At 64.6% G+C, this 23,867-nt stretch carries 17 protein-coding genes; 8 read left to right on the top strand and 9 right to left on the bottom strand.

What is annotated here, in order from left to right; translation table 11 throughout:
- Window positions 1–324: 324 nt before the first annotated feature.
- The 3 genes from SAZ10_RS32975 to SAZ10_RS32965 all read right to left on the bottom strand — a co-directional run bounded on the left by SAZ10_RS32975 (window position 325) and on the right by SAZ10_RS32965 (window position 3,621).
- Window positions 325–1,356: a phosphotransferase family protein gene (locus SAZ10_RS32975; RefSeq protein WP_318613792.1), complete on the bottom strand. Its 1,032-nt coding sequence runs from the start codon at window positions 1,354–1,356 to the stop codon at window positions 325–327.
- Window positions 1,357–1,358: 2 nt separating this feature from the next.
- Window positions 1,359–2,591, bottom strand: a complete 1,233-nt coding sequence (locus SAZ10_RS32970; RefSeq protein ID WP_318613791.1) for an acyl-CoA dehydrogenase family protein — start codon at window positions 2,589–2,591, stop codon at window positions 1,359–1,361.
- Window positions 2,592–2,703: 112 nt separating this feature from the next.
- On the bottom strand, window positions 2,704–3,621 hold the full coding sequence (locus SAZ10_RS32965) for an SMP-30/gluconolactonase/LRE family protein (RefSeq protein WP_318613790.1): 918 nt from the start codon (window positions 3,619–3,621) through the stop codon (window positions 2,704–2,706).
- Window positions 3,622–3,859: 238 nt separating this feature from the next.
- Here SAZ10_RS32965 and tssK point away from each other — a divergent pair, with 238 nt between their 5' ends.
- The 6 genes from tssK to SAZ10_RS32935 are packed head-to-tail and all read left to right on the top strand — an operon-like array spanning window position 3,860 to window position 14,266.
- On the top strand, window positions 3,860–5,191 hold the full coding sequence (gene tssK, locus SAZ10_RS32960; RefSeq protein WP_318613789.1) for a type VI secretion system baseplate subunit TssK: 1,332 nt from the start codon (window positions 3,860–3,862) through the stop codon (window positions 5,189–5,191).
- The gene (gene tssL / locus SAZ10_RS32955; protein ID WP_318613788.1) at window positions 5,188–6,735 is read left to right on the top strand and encodes a type VI secretion system protein TssL, long form; all 1,548 of its coding nucleotides are present in this window, start codon (window positions 5,188–5,190) and stop codon (window positions 6,733–6,735) included. The genes tssK and tssL overlap by 4 nt, the downstream gene beginning before the upstream one ends.
- On the top strand, window positions 6,732–10,340 hold the full coding sequence (gene tssM / locus SAZ10_RS32950; RefSeq protein WP_318613787.1) for a type VI secretion system membrane subunit TssM: 3,609 nt from the start codon (window positions 6,732–6,734) through the stop codon (window positions 10,338–10,340). Before tssL ends, tssM begins: the two co-directional genes overlap by 4 nt.
- 45 nt (window positions 10,341–10,385) lie before the next feature.
- Complete coding sequence (tagF, locus tag SAZ10_RS32945; RefSeq protein ID WP_318613786.1) at window positions 10,386–11,054, top strand: type VI secretion system-associated protein TagF; 669 nt, start codon at window positions 10,386–10,388, stop codon at window positions 11,052–11,054.
- Between the two features lies 1 nt (window position 11,055).
- Window positions 11,056–11,859, top strand: coding sequence for a PP2C family protein-serine/threonine phosphatase (locus SAZ10_RS32940; protein WP_318613785.1), 804 nt, complete (start codon window positions 11,056–11,058; stop codon window positions 11,857–11,859).
- A gap of 1 nt (window position 11,860) precedes the next feature.
- Window positions 11,861–14,266 (top strand): protein kinase domain-containing protein, encoded by a 2,406-nt coding sequence (locus SAZ10_RS32935; RefSeq protein WP_318613784.1) that lies wholly within the window; start codon window positions 11,861–11,863, stop codon window positions 14,264–14,266.
- Window positions 14,267–14,396: 130 nt separating this feature from the next.
- Here SAZ10_RS32935 and SAZ10_RS32930 read toward each other — a convergent pair whose 3' ends face one another.
- From SAZ10_RS32930 to SAZ10_RS32905, 6 genes are all read right to left on the bottom strand, one after another.
- Window positions 14,397–16,160, bottom strand: coding sequence for an MOSC and FAD-binding oxidoreductase domain-containing protein (locus tag SAZ10_RS32930; RefSeq protein ID WP_318613783.1), 1,764 nt, complete (start codon window positions 16,158–16,160; stop codon window positions 14,397–14,399).
- 153 nt (window positions 16,161–16,313) lie between these two features.
- Window positions 16,314–18,215 carry a hypothetical protein gene (locus SAZ10_RS32925; protein WP_318613782.1) on the bottom strand — a complete coding sequence of 634 codons (1,902 nt, stop codon included), beginning with the start codon at window positions 18,213–18,215 and terminating at the stop codon, window positions 16,314–16,316.
- Window positions 18,216–18,218: 3 nt separating this feature from the next.
- Window positions 18,219–18,629, bottom strand: a complete 411-nt coding sequence (locus tag SAZ10_RS32920; protein ID WP_318613781.1) for a biopolymer transporter ExbD — start codon at window positions 18,627–18,629, stop codon at window positions 18,219–18,221.
- 11 nt (window positions 18,630–18,640) lie between these two features.
- On the bottom strand, window positions 18,641–19,030 hold the full coding sequence (locus SAZ10_RS32915; protein WP_318613780.1) for a biopolymer transporter ExbD: 390 nt from the start codon (window positions 19,028–19,030) through the stop codon (window positions 18,641–18,643).
- 47 nt (window positions 19,031–19,077) lie between these two features.
- On the bottom strand, window positions 19,078–19,776 hold the full coding sequence (locus tag SAZ10_RS32910) for a MotA/TolQ/ExbB proton channel family protein (protein WP_318613779.1): 699 nt from the start codon (window positions 19,774–19,776) through the stop codon (window positions 19,078–19,080).
- A gap of 9 nt (window positions 19,777–19,785) precedes the next feature.
- Window positions 19,786–20,235, bottom strand: coding sequence for a hypothetical protein (locus tag SAZ10_RS32905; protein ID WP_318613778.1), 450 nt, complete (start codon window positions 20,233–20,235; stop codon window positions 19,786–19,788).
- A gap of 235 nt (window positions 20,236–20,470) precedes the next feature.
- Here SAZ10_RS32905 and SAZ10_RS32900 point away from each other — a divergent pair, with 235 nt between their 5' ends.
- The gene (locus SAZ10_RS32900) at window positions 20,471–20,941 is read left to right on the top strand and encodes a DUF1036 domain-containing protein (RefSeq protein ID WP_318613777.1); all 471 of its coding nucleotides are present in this window, start codon (window positions 20,471–20,473) and stop codon (window positions 20,939–20,941) included.
- A 21-nt stretch (window positions 20,942–20,962) separates the two neighbouring features.
- Complete coding sequence (locus SAZ10_RS32895) at window positions 20,963–23,566, top strand: peptidoglycan DD-metalloendopeptidase family protein (protein ID WP_318613776.1); 2,604 nt, start codon at window positions 20,963–20,965, stop codon at window positions 23,564–23,566.
- Window positions 23,567–23,867 lie beyond the last annotated feature (301 nt).

Here is a 23,867-nt window from a genome sequence, read left to right as displayed (position 1 = left end):
CGCCTGCGCCCGAAAGCTACTGATCTTCGCCAATGCCGTCGTCGAGCGCGGCACTCCATGGATAAGAAAAGCACCCCAACAGCATCTCGCCCGCTAATGGTTGCGCTTCTCCCACAAGGGGAGAAGGAGGAGCGTTGCATATGCGCCTCTCCCAATCTCCAACGTTGGCGATTTGCGGCAAGCTAGATGCCAGGCTCCCCCTTCTCCCCCTGTGGGAGAAGGTGTCGCCGAAGGCGACGGATGAGGGGTCTGCAGGGCGCGGCGCTGGAAGAGAAACTCACATCAATCGGTTGGGGCGTCGCTGCCTCGCCGCTCACAATCGGGTCAGCCCTTATCTGCAATCCCCGCCAGCTCCAGCCCTCTCTCGGCAAATCGCGCTGCGAGCGGCGCCAGCCGGTCGGCGTTCTCGGCGGCTGCCGTGCCAGCGCGGACGCGATCGGCGATGCCGACGAAAATAACGGCAAAACGGAAAAGCGAGAAAACGATGTGGAACGGCTGCAATGGACCGCTCGGCGGCGCCTCCGCATTGTACCGCGCTACGAATTCGGCCAGCGACGGAATGCCGAGCGTCGCGAGATCAAGGCCGCGGATGCCGCCATATTCTTCCGGCGTGGTGTGCCAGGCCATCGAGCAATAGCCGAGATCGGCGAGCGGATGGCCGAGCGTCGAGAGCTCCCAGTCGAGAATACCGAGGACACGCGGCTCCGTCGGGTGGAACAGAAGGTTGCCGAGCCGGAAATCGCCATGCGCGATCGCCACCGCCGTATCGTCCGGCGGCACGTTGCGCGTCAGCCACTCCGACAGGAAGTCTATGGCGGGAATGTCCTTCGTCTGGGACTCTCTCCACTGCTTCGACCAGCGGGCGATCTGACGTTCGAAATAGTTGCCGGGCCGGCCGAAATCCCCGAGTCCGACCTCCTCCGGACGCACGGCATGCAGCTTTGCCAGTGCCCCGGCCATCGCCAGATAGATTGCGCGGCGTTCTTCGGGACGGACTCCGGGCAGCGCTGGGTCATGGAAGACGCGGCCTTTCAGGCGCTCCATCAGAAAGAAGGGCGTGCCGACGATGTCGGGCTCTGTGTGAAAGAGGACCGGCCGGGGCACCGGCACGCCGGTACCTGCGAGCGCGCTCAGCGCGCGGAATTCGCGGTCCACCGCATGCGCCCCCTTCAGGATCGGACCGGCCGGCTGCTTGCGCAGCACCATGCGTCGATCACGATGGACAAGGTAATAGGTCGGGTTCGACTGTCCGCCGGCAATGCGCTCGAGCTCAATCTCGCCTTCCCCGAAGCGGGCATCGAGAAACTGCTTCAGCCGGGCCGGCTCGAAGTCCAGTTTCCTCCGCACCGCTTCCACGCTCAGCCTCCCTGCGGGGCCTGCCGGCCGTCGTCCTCGACCGGCCAGCGCCAAAACTGCCGGCCTTCCTCCGCAAGCAGGCGGTTCAGCACCATCTGATGGACCTCGTCCGCCCCGTCGACGAGCCGCGCCTGGCGGGCATAGCGATAGATCCATTCGAGCACGGTATCGGTCGAATAGCCACGCGCGCCGTTCACCTGGATACCGACGTCGGCAGCATCGTGCAGCAGGTTGGCGACATGGACCTTTGCCATCGAGACTTCCTTGCGCGCGAAGGAGCCGCGATCGAGCTCCCAGGCCGCTTTCATGACCAGGAGCCTGCCGACCTCGATGCGCATGGCGAGGTCGCCGAGCATCATCTGGATCGATTCCCGGTCGGCGAGCCTTTGGCCGAAGCCCATGCGCTCGGCAGCATAGGCAGTGGCGATCTCGACACAGCGCTTGGCGAGCCCCAACCAGCGCATGCAATGGGTGAGCCGGGCCGGACCCAGCCGGGTCTGCGTCACCTTCAGGCCGCGGCCGACGCCGCCGAATATGTTCTCCTCGGCGATCTCGAGCCCGTCGAACTCCAGCTCGCAGTGGCCGCCATGCTCTTCCGGCCCCATGATGCCGATGCGACGCACGATCCGCCAGCCGAGCTGGTCCTTGTGGAAGAGAAATGCCGTCAACCCGCTGCGAGGGTCGTCCGACGTGCGGGCGATCAGGATGAAATGGCTCGCTTCTTCAGCTCCGGTGATAAACCATTTGCGGCCCGAAACGACATAGCGGTCGCCGCGCTTCTCGGCCTGTGTCCTGATCATCGACGGGTCGGAGCCGCCGCCAGGATGCGGCTCGGTCATGGCGAAGGAAGAGCGTGCCTTGCCGTCGGCGATCGGCTTCAGCCACCGCTCCTTCTGCTCCTCCGTCCCGAGCTTCTCCAGCACCTGCATGTTGCCATCATCGGGTGCGGCAGCGTTGAAGACGACCGGACCGAAAATCGAGCGGTTCATCTCCTCATAGCACACGGCGAGCCCGACCTTGGACAGGCCGGCGCCGCCGTTTTCGCGCCTGAGCTGAAGGCACCAGAGACCTTGCGCGCGCGCCTTGGAGCGCAACGCGGCGAGGAGCGGCAGGGCTATGTTGCCATGCCCGTCATAGCAGGCGCGGTCGGCTTCGAGCGGCAGGATCTCGCTTTCTACGAAAGCCGCGATCCTTTGCCGATAGTCCTCGATCTCGGGTGCTATCCGGAAGTCCACGCCGCACCTCTCGAGCCGGGCATATACAGCCGGCTAATCAGGCATTCGTGGGCTGTCCCACGAACGCCCGGGTCTGCCTCAGCTTCGCATCGCACGACCGCGGGACGCCTGCTCAGAACGTCTTGGCCCCGTTGACCATCAGGCGCACCGCATAGAGCGAGGTCGTGCCGCAGATATAGAGCACGTTGCGCTTGAGCCCGCCGAATACGCAATTGGCGACGACCTCCGGCACCTTGACCTTGCCGATCAGTGTCCCGTCCGGGTCGTAGCAATGGACGCCGTCCTCGGCGCTGGTCCAGATGCGGCCTTGATCGTCGAGGCGGAAGCCGTCGAACACTCCGGCCGTGCAATCGGCAAAGACGCGGCCGCCGGAAACATTGCCGAGCTCATCGACGTCGAAGACGCGGATATGCGCGGGGTTGTCGGGGCCATGGGTGCGCCCGGTGTCGGCGACGTAAAGCTGTCGCTCATCGATCGAAAAGGCGATGCCGTTCGGCCGTACCATGTCGGTGATCACGGCTTCCACTTCGCCGCTTGCAGGGTCGACCCTGTAGACATGGCAGGCGCCGATCTCGCTCTCGGCCTTGTCGCCCTCATAGTCGGTTTCGATGCCGTAGGCCGGATCGGTGAACCAGATCGAGCCATCCGACCTCACCACGGCGTCATTCGGCGAATTGAGGCGCTTGCCGCGCCAGCTGTCTGCGATGGTGGTGATCGAGCCGTCATGCTCCGTGCGGCTCACGCGGCGGCCGGCATGCTCACAAGTGACCAGCCTCCCCTGGCGGTCGACCGTGTTGCCGTTGCTGTTGTTCGATGGCTGGCGGAAGACGCTGACGCTGCCGTCCGTTTCGTCGTAACGCAGCATGCGATTGTTGGGGATATCCGACCAGACCACGTAGCGGCCGGCCGGGAAATAGGCCGGTCCCTCCGCCCAGCGACAGCCCGTGAAGAGCTTCTCGACCTGGGCGCTGCCGTTGAACAGTCGCGCAAAACGCGAATCCAGTACTTCGTAAAAATCGGCGGCAGCCATATTCCCTCCCATTGTGGTCTGGTCTTTGCGGATGGAGCTCGGTCGTCATCATGACGGCGAACGCCGGAAAACGCTAGAATCGCTGTTTCATTTCTGTAACAGAATTCCGGTTTCAGAGTGCCGCTGCGGCAATGACAGGTAACATGGCGCGTGCTAGCTTCCCGCTGATCGCCCGAAAATAAGCCAATCGGCCATTTCGAAGCGGTTTCAAGGCTTAGGCGGGAGGGTCAAAGCCCATATGTCCTGGTACAGCAAGGTCGCGTGGTCGGAAGGCCTTTTCCTGCGGCAGCATCACCTGCAGCAGAACGACCGCTATGTCGAGCGACTGGTCGAGAACCGGGTGCGCAGCATCAGCCCCTATCCCTGGGGTTTTTCGGCCATCGAGATAGACCGCGACCTCGCTCAGCAGAACAAGTTCGCGCTCAGAAGGGCGAGCGGCGTCTTTCAGGACGGCACACCTTTCGACATGCCGGGATCGAGCCCGCTGCCGCTCGCGATCGACCTGCCGGAAGGCGCCGACAAGCAGCTCATCTGGATGACCCTGCCGGCCGCCGCGGTCAACTCGCGTGAGGTCGACATGCCGGGCACCAATACCGGCAGCCGTTATATCAGGGACATCGAGCCGATCATCGATTCCTCCTCGGGCATGCACCTCGAGCAGGAGATCGAGGTCGCGCATCCGCGCATCTCCTTCGAAGTGCGCAAGACGGCCAAGACCGGATTCCACTGCCTCAGGCTCGCGCGGGTGCTCGAAGTCCGCGACAAGACGATCATCTTCGACGAGAATTTCGCGCCGCCGGTGCTGGTTTCGCACGCGCACCCCGTGGTGGCCGGCTGGCTGGAGCGCGTGATCGGCTGGTGCGACACCAAGCTCGAAACGCTCGCGCGCTACGCGGCGGATCCGAGCTCGGGCGGCGGGTTGCAGACCTTCGACTATTTCATGCTGCAGATGCTCAACCGCGAGATCAACGTGCTGAAGCACCTGCGCAAATCGAAATACACGCATCCGGTCGATCTCTACCAGGAGCTGCTGCGCATCGCCGGCGAGCTCTGGACCTTCTCGCCGAAGCGGCTCGCACCCGAATATGGCGAATACGATCACGATTCCCCCGAAGCGGTATTCGAGCCCGTGCTTGCCGACATCCAGCGCCTGCTCAGCCTCGATATCGGCCGCGCGATCAGGCTCAACCTTACCGAGTTGCAGACCAACGCCTATCTCGCGCAGGTGCAGGACCGCACGCTCTTCCGCAACGCGACCTTCGTCATCGAGGTCGCGGCCAACAAGAGCCTGACGCAGATCCAGCAGCAATTCCCTGCGCTCTGCAAGATCGGCCCGAACACGAAGATGAAGGAGATCGTGCAGACCCATCTGCCCGGCATCGAGATCATCCATATGCCGACCCCGCCCGGCCAGATCCGCGCCGTCTCGGATCACGTCTATTTCCGCCTGGACAAGACATCGCCGCTCTGGCCCGAATTCAGCGTCGCCAGCGGCATCGGCCTTCATTTTGCCGGCGATTGGCCCGATCTTCAGCTCGATCTTTGGGCCATCATGGAAGACCGAAGATGAGCGGCAAGGGTGATCCGTTCGGTTCGGGCGGCAAGACCGTCATCATGCCCACTCCTGGAGGCGGGCCGAAGCGTGATCCATTCGAGCCACTGCCTCCGCTTTCGCCGCAGCAACCACAGCGGCCGAGCCCGATCTTCAATCCCTCGCCGCCGCAGCCGACTTACACTCCACAGCAGCCTGATCCGAACGACTGGGTCTATGAGCGTGCTCCGGCGAGGCCCATGGCGGGGCCGATCCCACAGGTTCCACAGGCCGCGCCAGCGGTCGACCAATCGCACCGCATCCCGCTCGAGGTGGCGCTCAAAGCCACCGATTCCGTCGAGTTCTCGGCCGCCAACCCGATCACGGCCGCTGCCGCGCCGCTTCTGATCCTGCTCGGCCGGCTGCGGCTGCTCCTGGTCGATATGCAGGCGGTGCCGCTGATGGGTCATGTGGCGAAGTCGATCACGGAGTTCGAGAAGAAGGTGCTTGCCGCGGGCGTGCCGGCGCATGAAGCGCAAGTCGCCAAATATGCGCTCTGCGGCACGGCAGACGACATCGTCCAGAACCTTCCCGGCACCGACCGGCATGTCTGGATGCAGTATTCGATGCTGGCGCAGTTCTTCGGCGTGCGAACTTCCGGCGTGGGCTTCTTCGAAGAGCTGAACAAGGCGCTCGCCAACCCGGCGCCTCACTACAATCTGCTCGAGCTGATGCATGCCTGCCTGCTGCTTGGGTTCGAGGGCCAATATCGCGGTGCAGCCGGTGGCGACGCCGACCTCCAGCGCGTGCGACGCGACGTCTACCAGGCACTGCGGCACGTGCAGGCGCGGCCGGACGAGGAGATATCCCCGCGCTGGCGAGGGCTTGCGCTGCGGGCGGGACAGTTCGACGCAAAGGTGCCGCTCTGGGCGATCGCCAGCGGCGCCGGCGCGCTGCTTGTCGGTGTCTTCTTCCTGCTACGCTTCCTGATCGGAAATGACGGCGAGGCGCTCGCGCAACGCCTGGTCGATCTGCACCCATCGGCCAGCATCGGCATCACGCGGCCCGAATTCAAGAAATACGAACCGCCCAAGGTCGTTGCCGATACGACGCAGCTCCAGCGCATCAGGGCCGCGCTGGCCGACGAGATCAAGGCCGGCGGCATGGCTGTAGAGCCCGTCGGCGACAACATCGTCATTCGCGTCAGCAACCTCGTATTGTTCGCCTCGGGCAAGGCCGACACCAAGCCCGAATTCGAAGCCGCGGGCGCCAAGATTTCTGCCGCGCTAGACAAGGAACCCGGTCCGATCCTCGTCACCGGGCACACCGACAATGTGAAGCCGAAGGTCTCGAGTGCCTTCAAATCGAATTACGACCTGTCGGTGGCCCGCGCGAAGTCGGTTGGCGCGGTGCTCGGCAAGTCGCTCACCGATCCGTCGCGCATCCAGGCCGACGGCAAGGGCGACCTGGAGCCGGTCGCCGACAACAAGAGCGCTGACGGCCGCGCACAGAACCGGCGCGTCGAGATCATGATCCCCAAGGAGGAGACGCTGCAGGCGCAAGCCGGCGCGACCAACGGATGAATTTTAGGGCTCTGCTCACACGCTGGTTCCGCAAGGCGCCCGTCCCTGTCGGGCTGCTCTGCTTCGCGTTGGCGGTCTGGTTCGGCGGCCCCATGCTTGGCATCGGCGACTCCCGCCCGCTCGACCCCGTCTGGATCCGAGTCACGATCATAGCGGTGGCGGTCGTTCTGGTCGGATTGTTCTATGCGATCCGCTACTGGCGCAAGCGCCGCGCCGAGAAGGCGATCGAAGCCGCGCTCAAGACCGACGACAGCGCGAGCGGCGACGGCGAGGTGCTCGCCCAGCGCATGGGCGAGGCGATCGACACCCTCAAACGATCGAGCGGCAAGCAGACCTTCCTCTACGAGCTTCCCTGGTATGTGATCATCGGCCCGCCGGGCGCAGGCAAGACCACCGCGCTCGTCAATTCCGGGCTCAAATTCCCGCTCGCCGGACAGCAGGGCGCTGCCGCGATCGCCGGCGTCGGCGGCACGCGCTATTGCGACTTCTGGTTCACCGAGGACGCCGTGCTGATCGACACGGCCGGACGCTACACGACGCAGGACTCGGATGCCGAAACAGACCGCAAGAGCTGGCTCTCCTTCCTCTCCCTGCTGAAACAAAGCCGCGCCAGGCAGCCGATCAACGGGGTCATCCTCGCGATCAGCGTCGAGGACCTGCTGACGGAATCGCCCGAGGAGCTGCAGGCGCATGCCAATGCCATCCGCAAGCGCCTGTTCGAATTGAACCAGGAGCTGAAGATCGACTTTCCGGTCTATGCGCTCTTCACCAAGGCGGACCTGATCGAGGGCTTCCGCGAATATTTCGAGAACTTCACCGAGAACCGTCGGCGCAAAGTCTGGGGCCACACATTCCAGACCGAGGACCGCAAGAAGAACATGGTTGCGCAGGTCCCTGTCGAGTTCGACGCGCTCGTTCGCCGGCTCACCGAGGAACTGCCCGACCGGCTCCATGAAGAGCCGGACGGCATCGCCCGTATCGCCATTTTCGGCTTCCCGGCGCAATTTGCGGGCCTGCGCGATCGCGTCGCCGAGTTCCTGAACCGGATCTTCGAGCCTACCCGCTACCAGACCAACGCCAATCTGCGCGGCTTCTATTTCTCTTCCGGAACCCAGGAAGGCACGCCGATCGACCAGGTTTTGGGCGCGATCGGGCGCAACCTCGCGGTCCCCCAGGACAGCCGCCATTTGTCTGGCCGCGGCAAGAGCTTCTTCCTGCACGACCTCCTGCGCAACGTCATCTTCTCGGAGTCCGGCTGGGTCTCGCTCGACAAGGGCGCGGTGCGCCGGGCCGCGATCCTGCGCTACGGAACCATGGCGGTTATCGGCGTCGCCTCGCTCGCCACGCTCGGCGCCTGGGGCTGGAGCTACGCCAGCAACAAGGCGCTGATCGCTTCTGTCGATGCTGCAATCGGGGACTATCGGGTGGCGGCCTCCGACGAGCTGTCGCGCACCGAGATTTCGGGCGCCGAAGCGATCAACGGCGACGATCTCGCCAGCATAGCGACCTATCTCGCCAGGCTGCGCGTCATGCCGGCCGGCTATGCGACACGCGATGCCGCCACGCCGCTCGGCGAGACCTTCGGCCTCAGCCAGCGTGGCCTGCTGACGGCGGCTTCCCAGACCTCCTACCGCAACGCGCTCGAGCGCATGCTGCGCTCACGCCTCATTCTCAGGCTCGAGCAGCAGATCGCCGATAAGCTCAGCGACCCCATGCGGGTCTATGAGGCGCTGAAGGTCTATCTGATGCTCGGCGGCAAGGCGCCGAAGGTCGACGAGGAATACGTGACGGCCTGGATGACACAGGACTGGCAGGAAAACCTGCTGCCCGGCCGCGCCAACGACGATGTCCGCAAGGAGCTCATCCAGAACCTGCATGCCATGCTCGATCTCGGCCGCTCGCACAACCCCGCCTTCGAGCTGAATGGCGAGCTGGTCACCGGGGCGCAGGCGGCAATCGCGCGCATGAAGATGGCCGACCGCGCCTATGCGCTGATCAAGTCCTCGGCCTATTCGTCGGGCCTCACCGATTTCGATATCGCCATGCAGAGCGGCGCCGACGCCAAGCTCGTCTTCGAGACGCGCGACGGCAGCGATCTTTCGCAGGTCAGGATCCCCGGCCTCTACAGCTATGTCGGCTTTCACGAGTTCTTCTTCAAAAAACTCGGAGCGGTGGCCGCAATGCTCGAAAGCGAGCATTGGGTGATGGGTGATGCGGGCAAGCAGAGCGGCGTCGAGGACCAGTTCGGCCGCCTTGGTCCCGAGCTGCTCGACATCTACAGCCACGACTTCATCGACGTCTGGGAGCGCACGCTCGACAATCTGAAGCTGAAATCCGTCTCCGAGGACAAGCCCGACTACCAGGTGCTCGCCGCGCTTTCCTCCGATGCGACATCGCCGCTGCGCCAGCTCCTGGAATCGATCAAGTCCGAAACGGCGCTCACTCAGGAGCGGGACGAGCCGAAGGCCGAGGCCGGCGCGGCAGCCCCCGCCCAGCCGGCTGCCGAGGCCGTCAAGGCGCTCACCAACCAGACCAGCGGGCTGGAGCGCATCGGCATCAATCTGGCCCTCAAGAAGTCGCAAGTGCGCGCCGGCGAGGCCAACACGGGTGCCGCAGCCGCCACCAATCCCGGGTCCAACATCGAGGCGTATTTCAAGCCCTACCACAACTGGGTGGAGGGCTCGCCGGGAGCCCGGCCGATCGACCAGCTCCTCAAGAACCTCAACGACATCAGAGAGAACCTGCTGGTGGCGGCCAACTATCCCTCGCAGGCCGGCCCGGCCAACGAGAAGCTCAGGCTTCAGGTCGTCAATCTACGCGGCACGGTCTCACGGCTCCCCAAGCCTTTTGCGCGCATGATCTCCGAAGTGAGCGACGAGTTCGAGGGCGCCGAGGCCGGAAGCACGAAGGCGCAGATGAACCAGGCGCTCGCCAATGTCGCCAAGATCTGCCAGCGCGTGACCGCCGGCAAATACCCGTTCGCGCGCGAATCCGACAAGAACGCGCAGATCGGCGAGTTCGCCCAGCTCTTCGGCCCCAACGGGCTCATGGACAAGTATTTCGCCGACTATCTGCTGCCGATCGTCGACATCAGCGGCAGCAACTGGACATGGCATCCCGATTCGCGCCTGGGGCAGGAGCTGTCGCTCGATACGCTGAAGCAGTTCCAGCGCGCCGCCGACATACGCAACGCCTTCTTCCCCGACGGCGGGCCGACGCCCAACATCCAGCTCACCATTGCGCCGAACACCATCTCGAAGGATGCGGACATGGCGCTGCTCGAGGTGAACCAGATCGTGCTGCAGACCTCGCTCGCCGGCAACGCGCCGGCCTCCTTCACCTGGCCCGGCAATGGCGGCTCCGGAACGGCTAATGTCAGCCTTTACCCAGAGCTGCCAGGCCGCGAATCCCGCCTCGGCCGGGAAGGGCCGTGGGCGCTGATGCGGCTGATCGATGCCGGCTCGGTGAGCAAGAAAGGCGAGGAGCTGATCGCCCGTTTCGTCATTGGTGGCCGCGAGGTCTCCTACAAGATCCGCGTCGGCTCCTCCTATAATCCGCTTTTCCTGCCGGCACTCGGTGACTTCAAATGCCCGGTGGCGTTTTGACGGCGCGCCTCTTGTTCCATGAACTCTTGCGAGTCCGAGGCTGAGATGGGCTTCGGTATTTTCGGCAAGCTGCCCCAGAAACGCGATTTCATCGCGCTGAACCTGCCGCGCGCGGTGCTGGAACCGTTCGAGACCTGGCTGCAGTCAGCTGTCGCCGCAAGCCGCAACGAACTGGGGCAGGCCTGGCAGGACATCTACCTCGTCTCGCCGATCTGGCGGTTCTGGATCGGCAGCGACATCCTTACAACGGCCTGCGCCGGCGCCTTGATGCCTTCCGTCGACAGCGTCGGGCGCTTCTTTCCACTTTCGATCCTTTACCTGGCCGAACCGGGCCAGACGATCATACCCCCGGCTTTCGACCCGCAGGACGTCTGGTACTTCATGCTCGAGGAACGGCTGCTCAGCGTGCTCGACCCCAAGGCCGAGATCGCAGTCGAGCGCCTGACCGAAGGGCTCCTGCCGCCGGAGAGCGGTGTACTACCCCCTGCCCCGCTGCCGGTGCGAGTGAAGCGGGGAAGCGTCTGGCGCTCCGAAGGCGGCGCGGCAAGCGAAGTGCTCTCGGTGATGATGACTGCCGATTATTGGGACACGACGGCCGGCCGCAGTTTCTGGTGGACGAATGGGGGCGCGGCCTCAGGCCCGTTGATCTATGCCCGCAATGCGCTGCCGGATCCCTTGTTCTATGTGGATATGCTAAAAGGAAGCGTGGAGTGAGATGCAGGCGGTGGGCATCCATTCGGTTCATCCGGTGACGGAAGCTATGATGAGGCGCGTCTTCGACGTCGATAGCTGCGGGCAGAGCCATGTGGGCCTGGTTCGAGAACAGAACGAAGACCGATATCTCGTGAAGGCCGAAAGCGGCATCTATGTCGTCGCCGACGGAATGGGCGGTCATGATTCCGGCGAGGTGGCCAGCACCAGCATCGTCGAGCATCTGCAGTCGATCGGCATTCCGAGCTCGGCGCCCGACCTGCGCGCCCGCTTCGAGGACCGCGTCATCATGGCCAACCGCCAGATTCGCGAGATCTCCTCCTTGAACGGCAGCATGATCGGCTCGACAGTCGCGGCACTCCTCGCTTTCGAAGGGCAATATGCCTGCATGTGGGCCGGCGACAGCCGCATCTACATGTCGCGCGACGGAAAATTGACGCAATTGTCGCGTGACCACACCGAGATCCAGGACCTGCTCGACCGCGGACTGCTCACGCCTGAACAGGCAGCCACGTGGCCGCGGCGCAACGTCGTCACGCGAGCGATCGGCGCGATCGACGATCCAGCGCTGGACATTGCGTATGGGCAGATCCACGCAGGCGACAAGTTCCTGATCTGCAGTGACGGCCTGACGGCGCATGTTTCCGACGACGAGATCGAACGCATTCTCGCCGAGGAATCGGCAGAGAAGGGCTGCAGCAGCCTGATCGCAATGGCGCTTGCCGGCGGCGGAACCGACAATGTGACGGTCGTCGTCGTCCAGTTCCGCCAAGCGGCCGAGCCTTCAACGGACATTTGGGTGAACTGAAATGTCCGACGGCGTTACCCGCGTCATGCTCAGCACCCGGCTCGACCCGGGCACGCAGCTCAATGACACCTACGAGATCGACGAGCGCATTGCCTCGGGCGGCATGGGCGAGGTCTATCGCGGCCACAACATCCAGACCGGCGAGCCGGTCGCCATCAAGACGATCCTGCCGGAACTTGCCGACCAGGAGGCGATCTTCGCGCTCTTCAGGAGGGAAGCGACCGTCCTCAACCGGCTGCATCACGACACCATCGTCCGCTACTATTCGTTTTCGCGCGACCCGCGGCTCGGCCGAACCTATCTCGCGATGGAGTTCGTCGACGGGGTGTCGCTCGCGGAACGCATCCGGGCGGCGCCGCTTACGCCCGCCGAAGCGCGCAAGCTGTTCGCCAGCGTCGCGGACGGCCTCGCGCTGGCGCATGATGCCGGGGTGATCCATCGCGACCTGTCGCCCGACAATATCATCCTGCACGGCGGCAATGTCGGAAGACCCAAGATCATCGACTTCGGCATCGCGCGCGCCGCCAATATCGGCGAAGGCACCGTGATCGGCGGCGGCTTTGCCGGCAAATACAACTTCGTCTCGCCCGAGCAGCTCGGCATCCATAATCGCGAGGTGGAGAGCCGCTCGGACATCTACAGCCTCGGCCTGGTGATCGCCGCGTCGCTCAAAGGGGAGCCGCTCGACATGGGCGGCTCGCATGTCGACGTGATCGACAAGCGCACGAAACTTCCCGACCTTTCCGGCATCGACGAAAGCCTGAGGCCTCTCATCGAGGCGATGCTGCAGCCCAACCCGGATGATCGGCCGGCCAGCATGTCGGTGGTGGCCGACTGGCTGAAGGCATCGACGCCAGCGGACGCACCGCAGGCGGTGACCGGAGGAAGCGTAGCCGGAGGGCCCGGTTCCGCTCCTGCCAGCTGGGGCACGCAGCCTGGAATCCAGAGTGGCTCGCCCAGCGTCCAGCCCACGTCACCCGGTATCCAGCCAACCAGTCCGGGCATTCGAACCGGCACGCCCTTTGCCCCGGCGGCAGACGCGACACAATTGTTGGGGGGCACTTCAGCGCCGACCTCGGCGGCAAGGCCGGGCGGCAGCGAGTCGCCGTTTGGCAATGCCGCCGCCTATCCCGTATTGCCTTCAACCGGACTGCCCGGCACGGCTCTCGCCGGTGCTGCTGGTGCGATCCCGACCGCCGAAGGGAAATCGGGCGGCCGCGCTTATGCCGTGGCAGGCGGACTGCTGGTGCTGCTCATGGCTGGCGGGGCCTATGCCTATGTGAGCGGCCTGATCGGCCCGCAGCTGGAGCAAGGGGCTGGGTCCAAGCAATCTACGCAAACGACTGCCGGCGATCATCCAGCGGAGACGCCCGTTAGCCCGCCGGTCGCCAAGGCCCCCGAGGCACAGCAGCCGGCAGCGAAGAGCCCCGAGCATCCGGCGAACGGCGATGCCCTCGATGAGGCAGCCAAATCGCAGGAAGTTGCCAAGGCGGAGCAGCCGAATTCGGCGCCGTCTTCCCAAACCGTTCCGCCGGGCGACACAACCCAGCCGCCCAAGACGACGTCACCGCAGGACACGACCCCGAAACACGAACCGACCACCGACACTGCGCCCGCAAATTCCGCCGATCTGGCGAACACACCGCAGCAACCGGCTTCGAACACGTCCACGCTCAACGTCCCAACGGCGCCGCCTGTCACAAATACAAAATCCGGCACGCCGAGCGAGCATCCGACCGAAGCCGACAAGGAGACGAAGGTCGCTGCCGGCGCCCTTGCCAGGATGAATGCCGGCGTTTCGTGGTTGCGCCAGTATGACGGCGGCAGATGCTTCTACGTGGCCGTGACGTCGGTTTCCGACCGGACGATCAACGTGAAGGGGTTCGGACTGAACGTGCCGGCCTTCCAGACCCTCTACAACTCCTTCATCGACACGAACGGCATCGAGCCGGAGCTGAACGGCCATCTGATCAAAGAGGCCCAGTGCGCTGCGACCGATTTCCTGAAGGCGGTGGGGCCGGGCGCGAAGAATAGTCCCGAAATTCAGCTTGCGTCGGACCAACTTAAGCTGGGCGAAACGCTCAAGGCCACGGTCGCCAATATCGGCGACCGGAAGCTCGACCTGCTGCTCGTCGATGGCGACGGCCTGGTCTACAACATGAAGAACTTCGCCGAGCAAACGGCCGACGGCGATAGGGCCATCTTCGACATGCGCGTCATCGACAAGGTGCTGGACGGGGTGATGCCCGAAATGGTCATCGCCATCACCAGCCCGTCGGGGCTTTCGGTACCGGAAGGGAAGGAACATGTCCGCGCGGCCGCGCTGTTCCCGAGGCTCACCCGGCAGGTGGAGAATATCGGCGGCAATGTCGGCGTGGACTTTGCGTATTTCCAGCTCAGTCCTTAAGGCATCCTGACTTTAGGTCGGCGCAGGCTTCATGCCCGCCAAGCCAATGGATCGGCGGCACGATATATGCGCACCGGCGTGAGCGAGCCGTCGCCGTCCTTAAGCCGGAGTTCGAATCCCGGTCAGGGATTCACAAATCGATGACGACGTCACGGACTGGCTGCGAGCAGCAAATGAGAAGGTTGCCATCGGCGGGCTTGTCGAGTGGCTGCGGTCCGTAGGCGATCTCGCCGGAAACCAGACCGCTCTCGCAATTGTGGCAGACACCTGTGCGGCATGACCAACGGACTGGGACGTCGCATGCCTCGGCCAACTCCAGAATGCTCTGGTACGCGGATGCCTTCCAGTGCGCGGCAATTCCGCTCCGCGCGAACGATACCAGCGGACCGGTGTTTGCGTCGTCGTCGGGAACATGCGGAGTTCGCATCGGTGCGCCGACGATACCAGGAGTCATCGCGTCGCTGCCGTTGAATATCTCGACGCGAATCCGCTCAGACGCCACTCCGAGGGCGGCGAGTGCCTCTTTCATGTCTGCCATGAAGCGAGGCGGCCCGCAGAGGTAGACATCCGCCTCGCCCGGGATGCCTATCTTGCCGAGGAGCGGTTCTGACAGGTGACCGATTGCGTCGAAATCCTCACCCATTTTGTCGGCCGAACCCGGGCTGCTGTAGCAAACAAAGCTGCGGCTGTGGGTGAGCGCGGAGACGAGGCGGCGAACTTCGGCGGCGAATGGATGATGCTGGCCGTCGCGAGCAGCATGCAGCCACAGAACCTGTTGTGTCGAGCGAGCCGCCGCGAGGGCATACAGCATAGCCAGAACAGGCGTAGCCCCGATTCCCGCGCTGAGCAGGACCAAGGGCCGCTTCCCGGACTGCAGAACGAAACTTCCGCGCGGCGAACTGACGTCGAGAATGTCGCCCACCCTGACATGCTCCCTCAGGTAGGTTCCGGCCGCCCCATTTGGCTCGATTTTGACGCTGATGCGATAGCTCTCCGTCGAGAGCGGGCCCGAGAGCGAGTAGCTGCGAAAGAGTGGCGGGCCGCCGCCAGTCCGTCCAAGGCGCAGGACTATGTACTGACCGGGCAAAGCCGGAGGCAGCGGCTGACCCTCAGAGCTTCGCATCGTGAGTGACACGACATCCGCTGATTCCTGACCAAGCGCCTCCACCGCCAGTGGCTGAAATCCCGGTGCAGCCGGATGCGCCGCTGCGGCCGGCGCAAGCCCCGCATTGCCACCTCCCACGCTGGTCGCCTGGCTTTGCAGCAATGCCGCGAACGACTGCCGCCATCCGAGCGAAAGCGCCTCGATCCGCAAAGCGCGCTCCAGTCGATCGCGTGGATGGTTCGATGAATAGAGAAGCGCGTTGATCTCGGCGACGGTCATTCTCTCCGTCGCCTCTCCCACTTTCACGATTTCGTCGCCGGCGCTCACCTCACCTTCGCTCAGCACGCGGAAATAGAATCCCGGCCGGCCGCTGGATGTCAGCAATGCCGGCATCCGGGATTCGTTCATCCGAATGCCCACGCGGTAGCAGGTCACGCGCGGTTGAGTGATCTCGAACATCGCACTGCCGATCCGAAAACGGTCGCCGATACAAACGACGTCATCGGGCAAGCCCTCGATCGTGAAGTTTTCGCCGAACTGCCCGTGGACGAAGTCGGTCCTGTTCAGCTGCTCCTGCCAGTAGCGATACGATTCGATCTGATAGACGAAGACGGCACGCTGCTCACCCCCGTGCCCCGCCAGGTCGCCCTGACCGTCTCCGTTCAGATTCAATCGTCCGACCCGGCAGCTGCCATCCACAGGGGTCTTCCAGATCCCGGTGTGCACGACGCGACCCTTCCAGGCGATGTCTCGCGGCAGTCCGACATTCACGGATAGTAGGCGAGGCATATGTCGTTCCGCGCCGATGGAGATCGCTTGCCCAAAGCAATCCGTGCCGGGAGCTTTGATGCAGGCGTGCGGCTAAGCTCAGAGTCCCGACTAGTGCCTCGCATCATGCGCCGGGAACGAGCCAATTGTATGGCCTATTCCCCGAGCCTTCGCTCACCGTACGGTGAAGCCTTCGACGGCAAGATCCACATCGGCGCCGATTGCCTCAATTTCCTTGCCGAGCTTTACGAAGAACTCGTTTGCGGCCTCATTGACGGAGGCATTGAGCGAGGGCGGCGTCGGATCCGCGGTGATGGCGACCAGGATCTGCTTGGTGGCGACAGGCCCGCCGGTGAGGGTGAGCGGTGTGCTGAAGGTGCGGTCGGTCCCGTTGTCGGCCGAAAGGAAGCGGTCCATCGACTGCACCTGTCCCTCATCATCGACCAGGAGCAGATGCAGTTCGCGGCCATTGGCATTGAGGACCGATCCGGATAGCCGTGTGCCGCTCGCCATATCGGCATTGTGCAGGTCGATCATCAGCGAGAAGCCCGGATAGCGCCTCGCCTTGCGGGCAAAGGACAGCGCGAGGCATTGCGGATCAGCCACGTTGCCGCTGCTGATTTCGGCCTTGAGCCCGTCGAGGCCGAGCAGCGCTTGCCTGAAGGCGTCTTCGCGCGCCTTGTCGCGGCCGAAGGTCTGGAAAGTGACGTCGCCGTCGAGCTTCATCGCCGGCAGCGCGATGAAGCAGTCGCCACCGCCATAATGCCTGATGAAATCGACGATACGCCGATAGCGGTCGGACGGCTTGTCGACTTCGCTCCCGAGGCTGGAGCCAGGCCGGGCCGGGACGAGCAGCGCGGTCTCGACGGGGCGCTCGACCGTCTTGGCCTCCTCCGGCTTCGCCGGCACCACGGCTTCTGGTACGTTCGCGGGCGCTTGGACGGGGAGCTGCCCTCCTTCGGGTACGAGGCCGGTGACGGTTTCGCCCGACGATCCCAGGGGCTGCGCGGTCTCGGATCGGGAAGAAAGTGCGGAAGCCAAGTTCGTCGGCGCATCACTGGAGGAAGGTGCCGGCCGGAGCGCCTGCGGCTGCGGGCGGATTGCGGGTTCTGCATTCGATGCGGGCGGAGACACCGGCGCGACAGTTTCGAAAGAGGGACTAGCGTCAGGCTTGGCAGAGGGGGTCGCCTGCTGTGCCGAGGGTGGCGCGACGTTCGCAACAGTTTCGCGCCGCAGCAGAACCGCAACAACTTCGCCGCTGCCGGCCGACAAAGCCGAAGCGCCGGCCGGTTCCGGATTCGACTTCGGCGGAGGCAGCGCAGCGATAGTTTCACGCGGCGGACTAGCGGCAGGCTTGTCGGGCGAGGCCGCCTGCTCTGCAGCGGATGCGGCGACCGCACCGACGCCCTCCCGTTGCTCCAGCGCCCCAATTGTTTCCGCTGCTTCGCCAGGCAAGGGTGCAGCCGCGGCAGGCGTGGAAGAGGCCAAGCGCTCGGCGGCTTCGGAGGCAATGGCAGGGCCCCTCTCAGCAACAGCGACCCTTTCGGCCTGGCTTTGCTGGGCTCTTTCACGCGCAGCACTGGGCCGAACTGCTTCTGCAGGCGCGCTTGCGAGCGCTCCAGCTTGCGTGGCCTGCAGAACTTCCGGTTTCACCTGGTTCGCCTTCAGCGAGGGCACGGCCTGTGGCGCCAGTGCTGCAGCCCGCAACGACTGTGCCGTTTCGGGAGCTGTGGCCTTCAGCGGTTGTGCCCTCTCTGGAATGGTCGCCGCGGCCTCAGTCACCGGCTTCAGCGCCTCGGGGGCGGATTTCGCCGTCGTTTCGGCGAGTGCGGGAGCGAGGCTTTCCCGTTCGGCAACAGCCGCCACCTCGCTCGCTATGGCGTGCTCCGCTGCGGCCGGCGCGGGCTGCGCGACCGGCGAGGCTTCGCTGGAGAAGGTGATCTCGGTCGGCACGGTATCGCGGACATAGCGTTCGCCGAGCAGGACCGCACCAGCGACGCCACTGGCATGGAGCGCGAGCGAGGCGACGACGCCGATCGCCCAGTAGGTCCCGATTGGCTCCGAGACGCGCAGCACGCCCTATCCCTTCGCCTGCGCGTCGAGCGTCACGATCCGCACCGGCACGCCCGCCTGGCGGATCGCCTCGACGATGTCGAGAAAGCGCACAGCCGGCAAAGTGCGGTCGGCGATGACGTTCAGGGTTCGGGCTTGCTCGGGGGCATCGCTCCCGACACGCTTCATGCGTGCAATTGCGTCAGGCAGGCTCGTCGGAACCTCGTCGAGAAAGAGCGCGCCGGCCTTGTCCATCACGAGCAGCGGCCTCGGCAGCCGTTCCGTGGTCAGGCGGCTGGTCAGCGGCGGCGCAACCCGCGTCTCGTTCTTGCCGACGATCGAGCCGGTGACGATGAAGAAGAACAGCAGAAGCAGGATGATGTTGATGAAGGCGAAGGGGAAATCAAGCTTCTGCCGCTCTCGCTTCAATCGCTGCATAATCCCGCCTTTCAGCCTTGGCGCGTCCGCACCGTGACCGAGGCGAAAGCCATCCGCTTCAGCGCCTCGAGCACGCTGACGATGTCCTGGGCGGTCGCCGAGGGCCTCACGAACACGACCACGCGTTCGGCACCGCTCTCCTTCAGTCGCTTCGCCTCACCCAGAAAATCCTTGAGCGGCAGAGTGGTCCCGTTCGCCCTCACCTCTCCGGCCGACACGGTGAGGATGACGTCCGGCTGCAGCTCGCCCGGCCTTGCTTTCACGGGCTCGGCCGGAGCACCGGCTTCGCGCTGATAGCTGCCGAGCATGAGGGCCGAATAAGGCGCGAGGTTGGAAGACAGCATGAAGAAAGTGAGCAGCAGGAAGATGACGTCGACCAGCGGAATCAGCATGAAACTCATGCCTTTTTTCTTCCTGGGCTGGCGAAGCTGGATGGCGCCCATTCCCGTCACCGCCTCAACGGAATGGTCTGCGGCGCCTGCAGAGGCACAGCGGCCTCCGCTCCCGGCTGATTGGCAAGATCGACTCCCGGCCCGTAGACGATGGTGAGGATCGCCGTGTCCATCGCCGCGCGCTCGCGTTCGATGCGCCCCTCGATCCAGCTCGTGAAGAAATAGAACGGAATGGCGATCGCAAGCCCGAGCGCGGTGCTCGACAGCGCCACCCAGATGCCGCCGGCGAGCTCGGTCGGGTCTACTGCGCCACCGCCGACCGACATCTCGTTGAAGGCGGCGATCATGCCGAGCACGGTGCCGAGCAGGCCGAGCATCGGGGCCGCCTGCACGGAGGTCTCGAGCACGCGCACGTGGCGGTTCATCGCATCGAGCAGCGAGAGAGCCGTGCCTGTCGCCATCTCGCGGGCGCGATCCTTGTCGTTCGGCCAACGCCAGACACCGTTGATTGCTTCGCCGACGACACGGCTCAGCGCTGCGCTGTCGGCCGCGGCACGCTGGTAGGCGCCGGACGCATCGCCTGCGGTCCAGTGCTGCAGGACTTCCCGCGCCACGCGATGCCGGCCGGCACCGAGCCGCCGCAGCGACAGAAGCTTGTAGATCGCCGTCGCGGTCGCAATGACGGAGATAAGGAGCAGCGTGATCAACACCGGGCCGCCGATCGAATGGAGCTGACGTACCATTATGTCGATCATGGGCGCCGCCTATTGATCGAAGAGGATCTCGGAAAGCGAGCTCGTCCGCAGCGCGTCGATGCATATGGTAGACGCCGCTCCGTCGGCGATGCATTCCGGCGCGGTATTGACCAGGATGCGGGAAATCCCGGTGCAGCCGACGCCGGCGAGCGCGAACTCGACCACCTTGGTCTTGCCGGCCGGCAGCCGGCCGAACTCGAAGACCAGCAGCTTCATCACGGTCTTTTTGGCATCGAACGCGGCGATCTCGTATGAGGTTTTCTCGAGAAGCGACGGCGTGGCGTTCTTGACGACGAATGTCAGGCGGCAGCCTGCATCGGTGTCGGTGGCCTTGTTCAACTCGATCGCGATCGCCTTGTCGTCCGCCCCGGCAGGGCGCGCGACAAGCATTGCGGACAAGATGGCCAGCATGGACAAGATGGCAATCGCCCTCAGGAAGACCGCAACACGCAGGATCATCGGCGCCTCACCAGAACCAGCAGCAGACGGCCTCCGTCGGGGCCCCCGGGAACTACTATGGTCTAGTCCGAGGCAAACGAAAAGATGTGAGCGGCGCCGACAGGCTTCCGGCAGCGGCAATTGCAGATTTCGCGGCGGTGAGCCACAATTCGAGCGCATGTCGCGGACAGCATGAGGCGTCGCTTTCATTGCGACGAGACAAGGCGCTCCGCATCACTTTCGGCGGCTTCAGGGCATGGTCGGGCAGGCAATACGTATTTTCCTTCGTGACCGCTCCAGCCGGGGGCTCTGCGCTGTTTTCGGCGTCATGATCCTGACGCTGGCATCGGTCCTGCCGGCCAGGGCGCAATTCGCGGTCTGCAACCAGACCCTGGACGCCGTGAACCTCGCCATCGCCAAGGCAGCGCCAAACGGGACCATCGTCTCCGAAGGTTGGTGGACGATTGGCGCCAACCGATGCGTGGACGTGATCAAGGAAGAGCTCGCCAACAAATATATCTACGTCTACGCGTCCGACGTGTTCGGCCAACCCATTCTCGCTGAGGGCTTCCGGACTTTCGATATGTGCGTTGCGCCGAAGCGCTTCACCATCGAAGGAACGGATTCCTGCTGGCAGCGCGGTTTCGAGAAGGTGCGCTTCATGGAGGTGGACACCAAGGACCAGGTGCGGTGGACGCTCTACCTAAGGGAGCCCTACGCCGGTTGACGCCCGTGGAAACGCGCTCCGATGCATGAGATCGACCGCAGCTTCCGGGCGAAACGGGTCGAGGCCGAGGAGCGTCGCGCGCGCAGGCTCCGGCAACGTATCCTCGGCGCTGCGTTGGGAACGGCCGCCATCGGCTTCGGCAGCGCAGGTCTTCTTGCTTACTGGACTCCCACGCCAGAGGCCCCAGCCTCGAGAACCGAGCTTCCCGCACAGAAGATTGCCCCCGCGGCCGAGCAGAAGCCGGTTTTCGTCAACCCGATCATCGATCTCGCCGGCGATCCACTGATCATAAGGCTCGGCGATGCCGGCGAGGCGAACGGCAAGCTGAGAGAGGTCGAAGTCAAGCCGGAGCTGAAGCAGGCCGCGCTTCCCGACAGCGTCGAGGTGATGTCCGATGTCATGCTCTCGGCGAGCGAGCGCATCACGGCGTTGCCGTCGAGCCCGGAAGATTTCGCCTTCTTCCAGTCGCAGAGCGCCCGCGGCAAGCCGGCCGTGAGCATCGCGCCGGCCGCGCCGACCCAGGCACCATCGCAACAGCAGCAGCCCACCGACAACGCCGCGCCCAGCGATCCCGATGCGGACGAGGTGCTGGTTCCGGTGGCCGGACAGGACGACCTTGAAGGAGGGGCGAACCAGCCGGTACCGGTGGAGGCGCCGCCAGCGGAAGACGGGATTCCGATGGAAAAGCTCGCGCCGGCGCAGCCGTCAACCGGCGAGATCGGCGATCCCGATGCCGACTTGGCCGCCGGCTGGGGCGAGACGGTCACTCAGGGCCAGGAAGCGCTGCCGAGTTTCAAGAAGACGGCAATCGACGACACCACGACCGTTCATCTGGTGAAGCCCGAGCCCGACCGCTTCCGGCAGGTCGAGGATTTCACTGTCTCGGTCAAGGGCGAGCGGTCGCTCGACAGCGTCGTTGCCGAGTACGGTTTCAGCGCCGAGGACGCCAAGAATGCGGGCGAGGCTGCCAAGCGGCTGATCGGCGTCGAAACGCTGGGCGACAGGTTCGTCGTCGGCCTGCGCGGCTACCGCCCGAGCGGCAAGGGGACGCGCCCTCAGCTGGTGCAAGCCTCGATCAACTCCACGGACAAATATCTCGGCACAATCGCACGCGGCGATGACGGCACTTTCGTCCCTGGCGCAGATCCCTGGATCAATGACGACCTGTCGCAATATGCCCAGAACCAGGAGACGGCCGCGCAGCCGCAGAGCTATCGCCTGCTCGACGCAATCTACTCGACGGCGACCCGCAACAGCGTGCCGAGCAGCGTCACGGGCGAAGCGATCATGCTGGTCTCGCGTGCCTTCGACCTGCAGGCGCGAGCAACCAAGGACGACCGGCTGGTGCTCGCCTTCGCCAAGACCGGCCGTGGCCAGGGCGGTATGTCCGGCCGCGTGCTCTATGTCGCGATCCACGGCGTCGACCGCGATTTCGAGTGCTTCGTCTATCAGCCGCAACCCGGCGCCGATTTCGCCTGCATGTCGGAGAAGGATGCAACGCACAGCGTTACCGTGACCAACGGCATGGTGACGCCGGTGCAGGGCGTGCTAACCTCGACCTTCGGGCCGCGCATGCATCCGATCCTGCACCAGGTCCGCATCCACAAGGGGGTCGACTGGGGCGCGCCGGTTGGCACGCCTGTCATGGCCGCCTTCGACGGCAAGATCGCGTTTGCCGGCGATGGCCAGGGCTACGGCAACGTCGTCAAGATCGATCACGGCGGGGGCAAGGCGACGGCCTATGCACATATGAGCCGCCTCGCCGACGGCATCAAAGTCGGCGTCGAGGTCAAGGCCGGGGACGTGATCGGCTATGTCGGCACGAGCGGCCTGTCGACCGGCCCGCATCTTCATTTCGAGCTCTACCAGAGCGGCGTCGCGGTCGATCCGCTCGGCAGCGCGGTTGCCGAGGCGTCCATCACCTCGGCCGATTCGGCCGTCGCCGCCGGGTCGAACGGCTCGGCGGTCGAGCTGATGGTCAACCGCATCATCCATGTGGAGAGCGGCGGCAACGCCAGGGCGCAGAACCCGCTCTCGACGGCCGCCGGCCTCGGCCAGTTCATCAAGTCGACATGGCTGCGCATGATCAGGACTTACCGGCCCGAACTCTTCAAATCCATGTCCGAAGCCGAAATCCTGGCGCTGCGTTTCGACCCGACCGTCTCGCGCGAGATGGTCGCCAATCTCGCCCGCGAGAACGAGGCGCGGCTGAGAGCCTATGGCCACTCGATCACCGCCGGCCGGCTCTATCTGGCGCATTTCCTCGGGCCCGACGGCGCGCACCAGGCGCTGGCGGCGCCAAGCAATGCGCTCGTCTCCGACGTGCTCGGTGGCCAGGTGATCAGCGCCAATCCTTTCCTCACCGGCAAGGATTGCGCCTATGTCGTTGCCTGGGCCGAGAAGAAGATGACGGGCAAGGCCGTGCAGTATGCCTCGCAGCCTGGCCTCACCGCCAAGACCCTGGTGCAAACGTCGCCGGAGTTCGTCGCCTACCGGCAGGCAATGCTGCAGCTGGTGGCCATGGATACGACGCAGGGGGCGACCACGCCGGCTGCGGCGATGCAAGGCGGAGCGCCCGCCGACACGCCGCCGGCTGATGAAGGGCTGCAGGGAGGCGACGAGTGAGCGCACAATGCCGGGACGGCTTTGAAGGTGGATATGGAAGGCACCGTTTCCGTTTTCTGGGTGATACACCGTTCACCCTTACCCGGCTATGGGCACAGCTGGAGAAGGCAAGCGCTGCATTTTCCGTCTCCGGCAATCTCCGGCATTTGAGATTTGCGTCGAGCGAAATGTCGGGCTCCCCCTTCTCCCCTTGTGGGAGAAGCGCAACCATTAGCGGGCGAGATGCTGTTGGGGTGCTTTTCTTATCCATGGAGTGCCGCGCTCGACGACGGCATTGGCGAAGATCAGTAGCTTTCGGGCG

Origin of the sequence: Mesorhizobium sp. BAC0120 (genome assembly GCF_033542235.1) — a bacterium.
Taxonomy (GTDB): Bacteria; Pseudomonadota; Alphaproteobacteria; order Rhizobiales; family Rhizobiaceae; genus JAWRCU01.
Note: the sequence above shows the minus strand (reverse complement) of the source record. Positions and strands in the feature narration are given on the sequence as shown.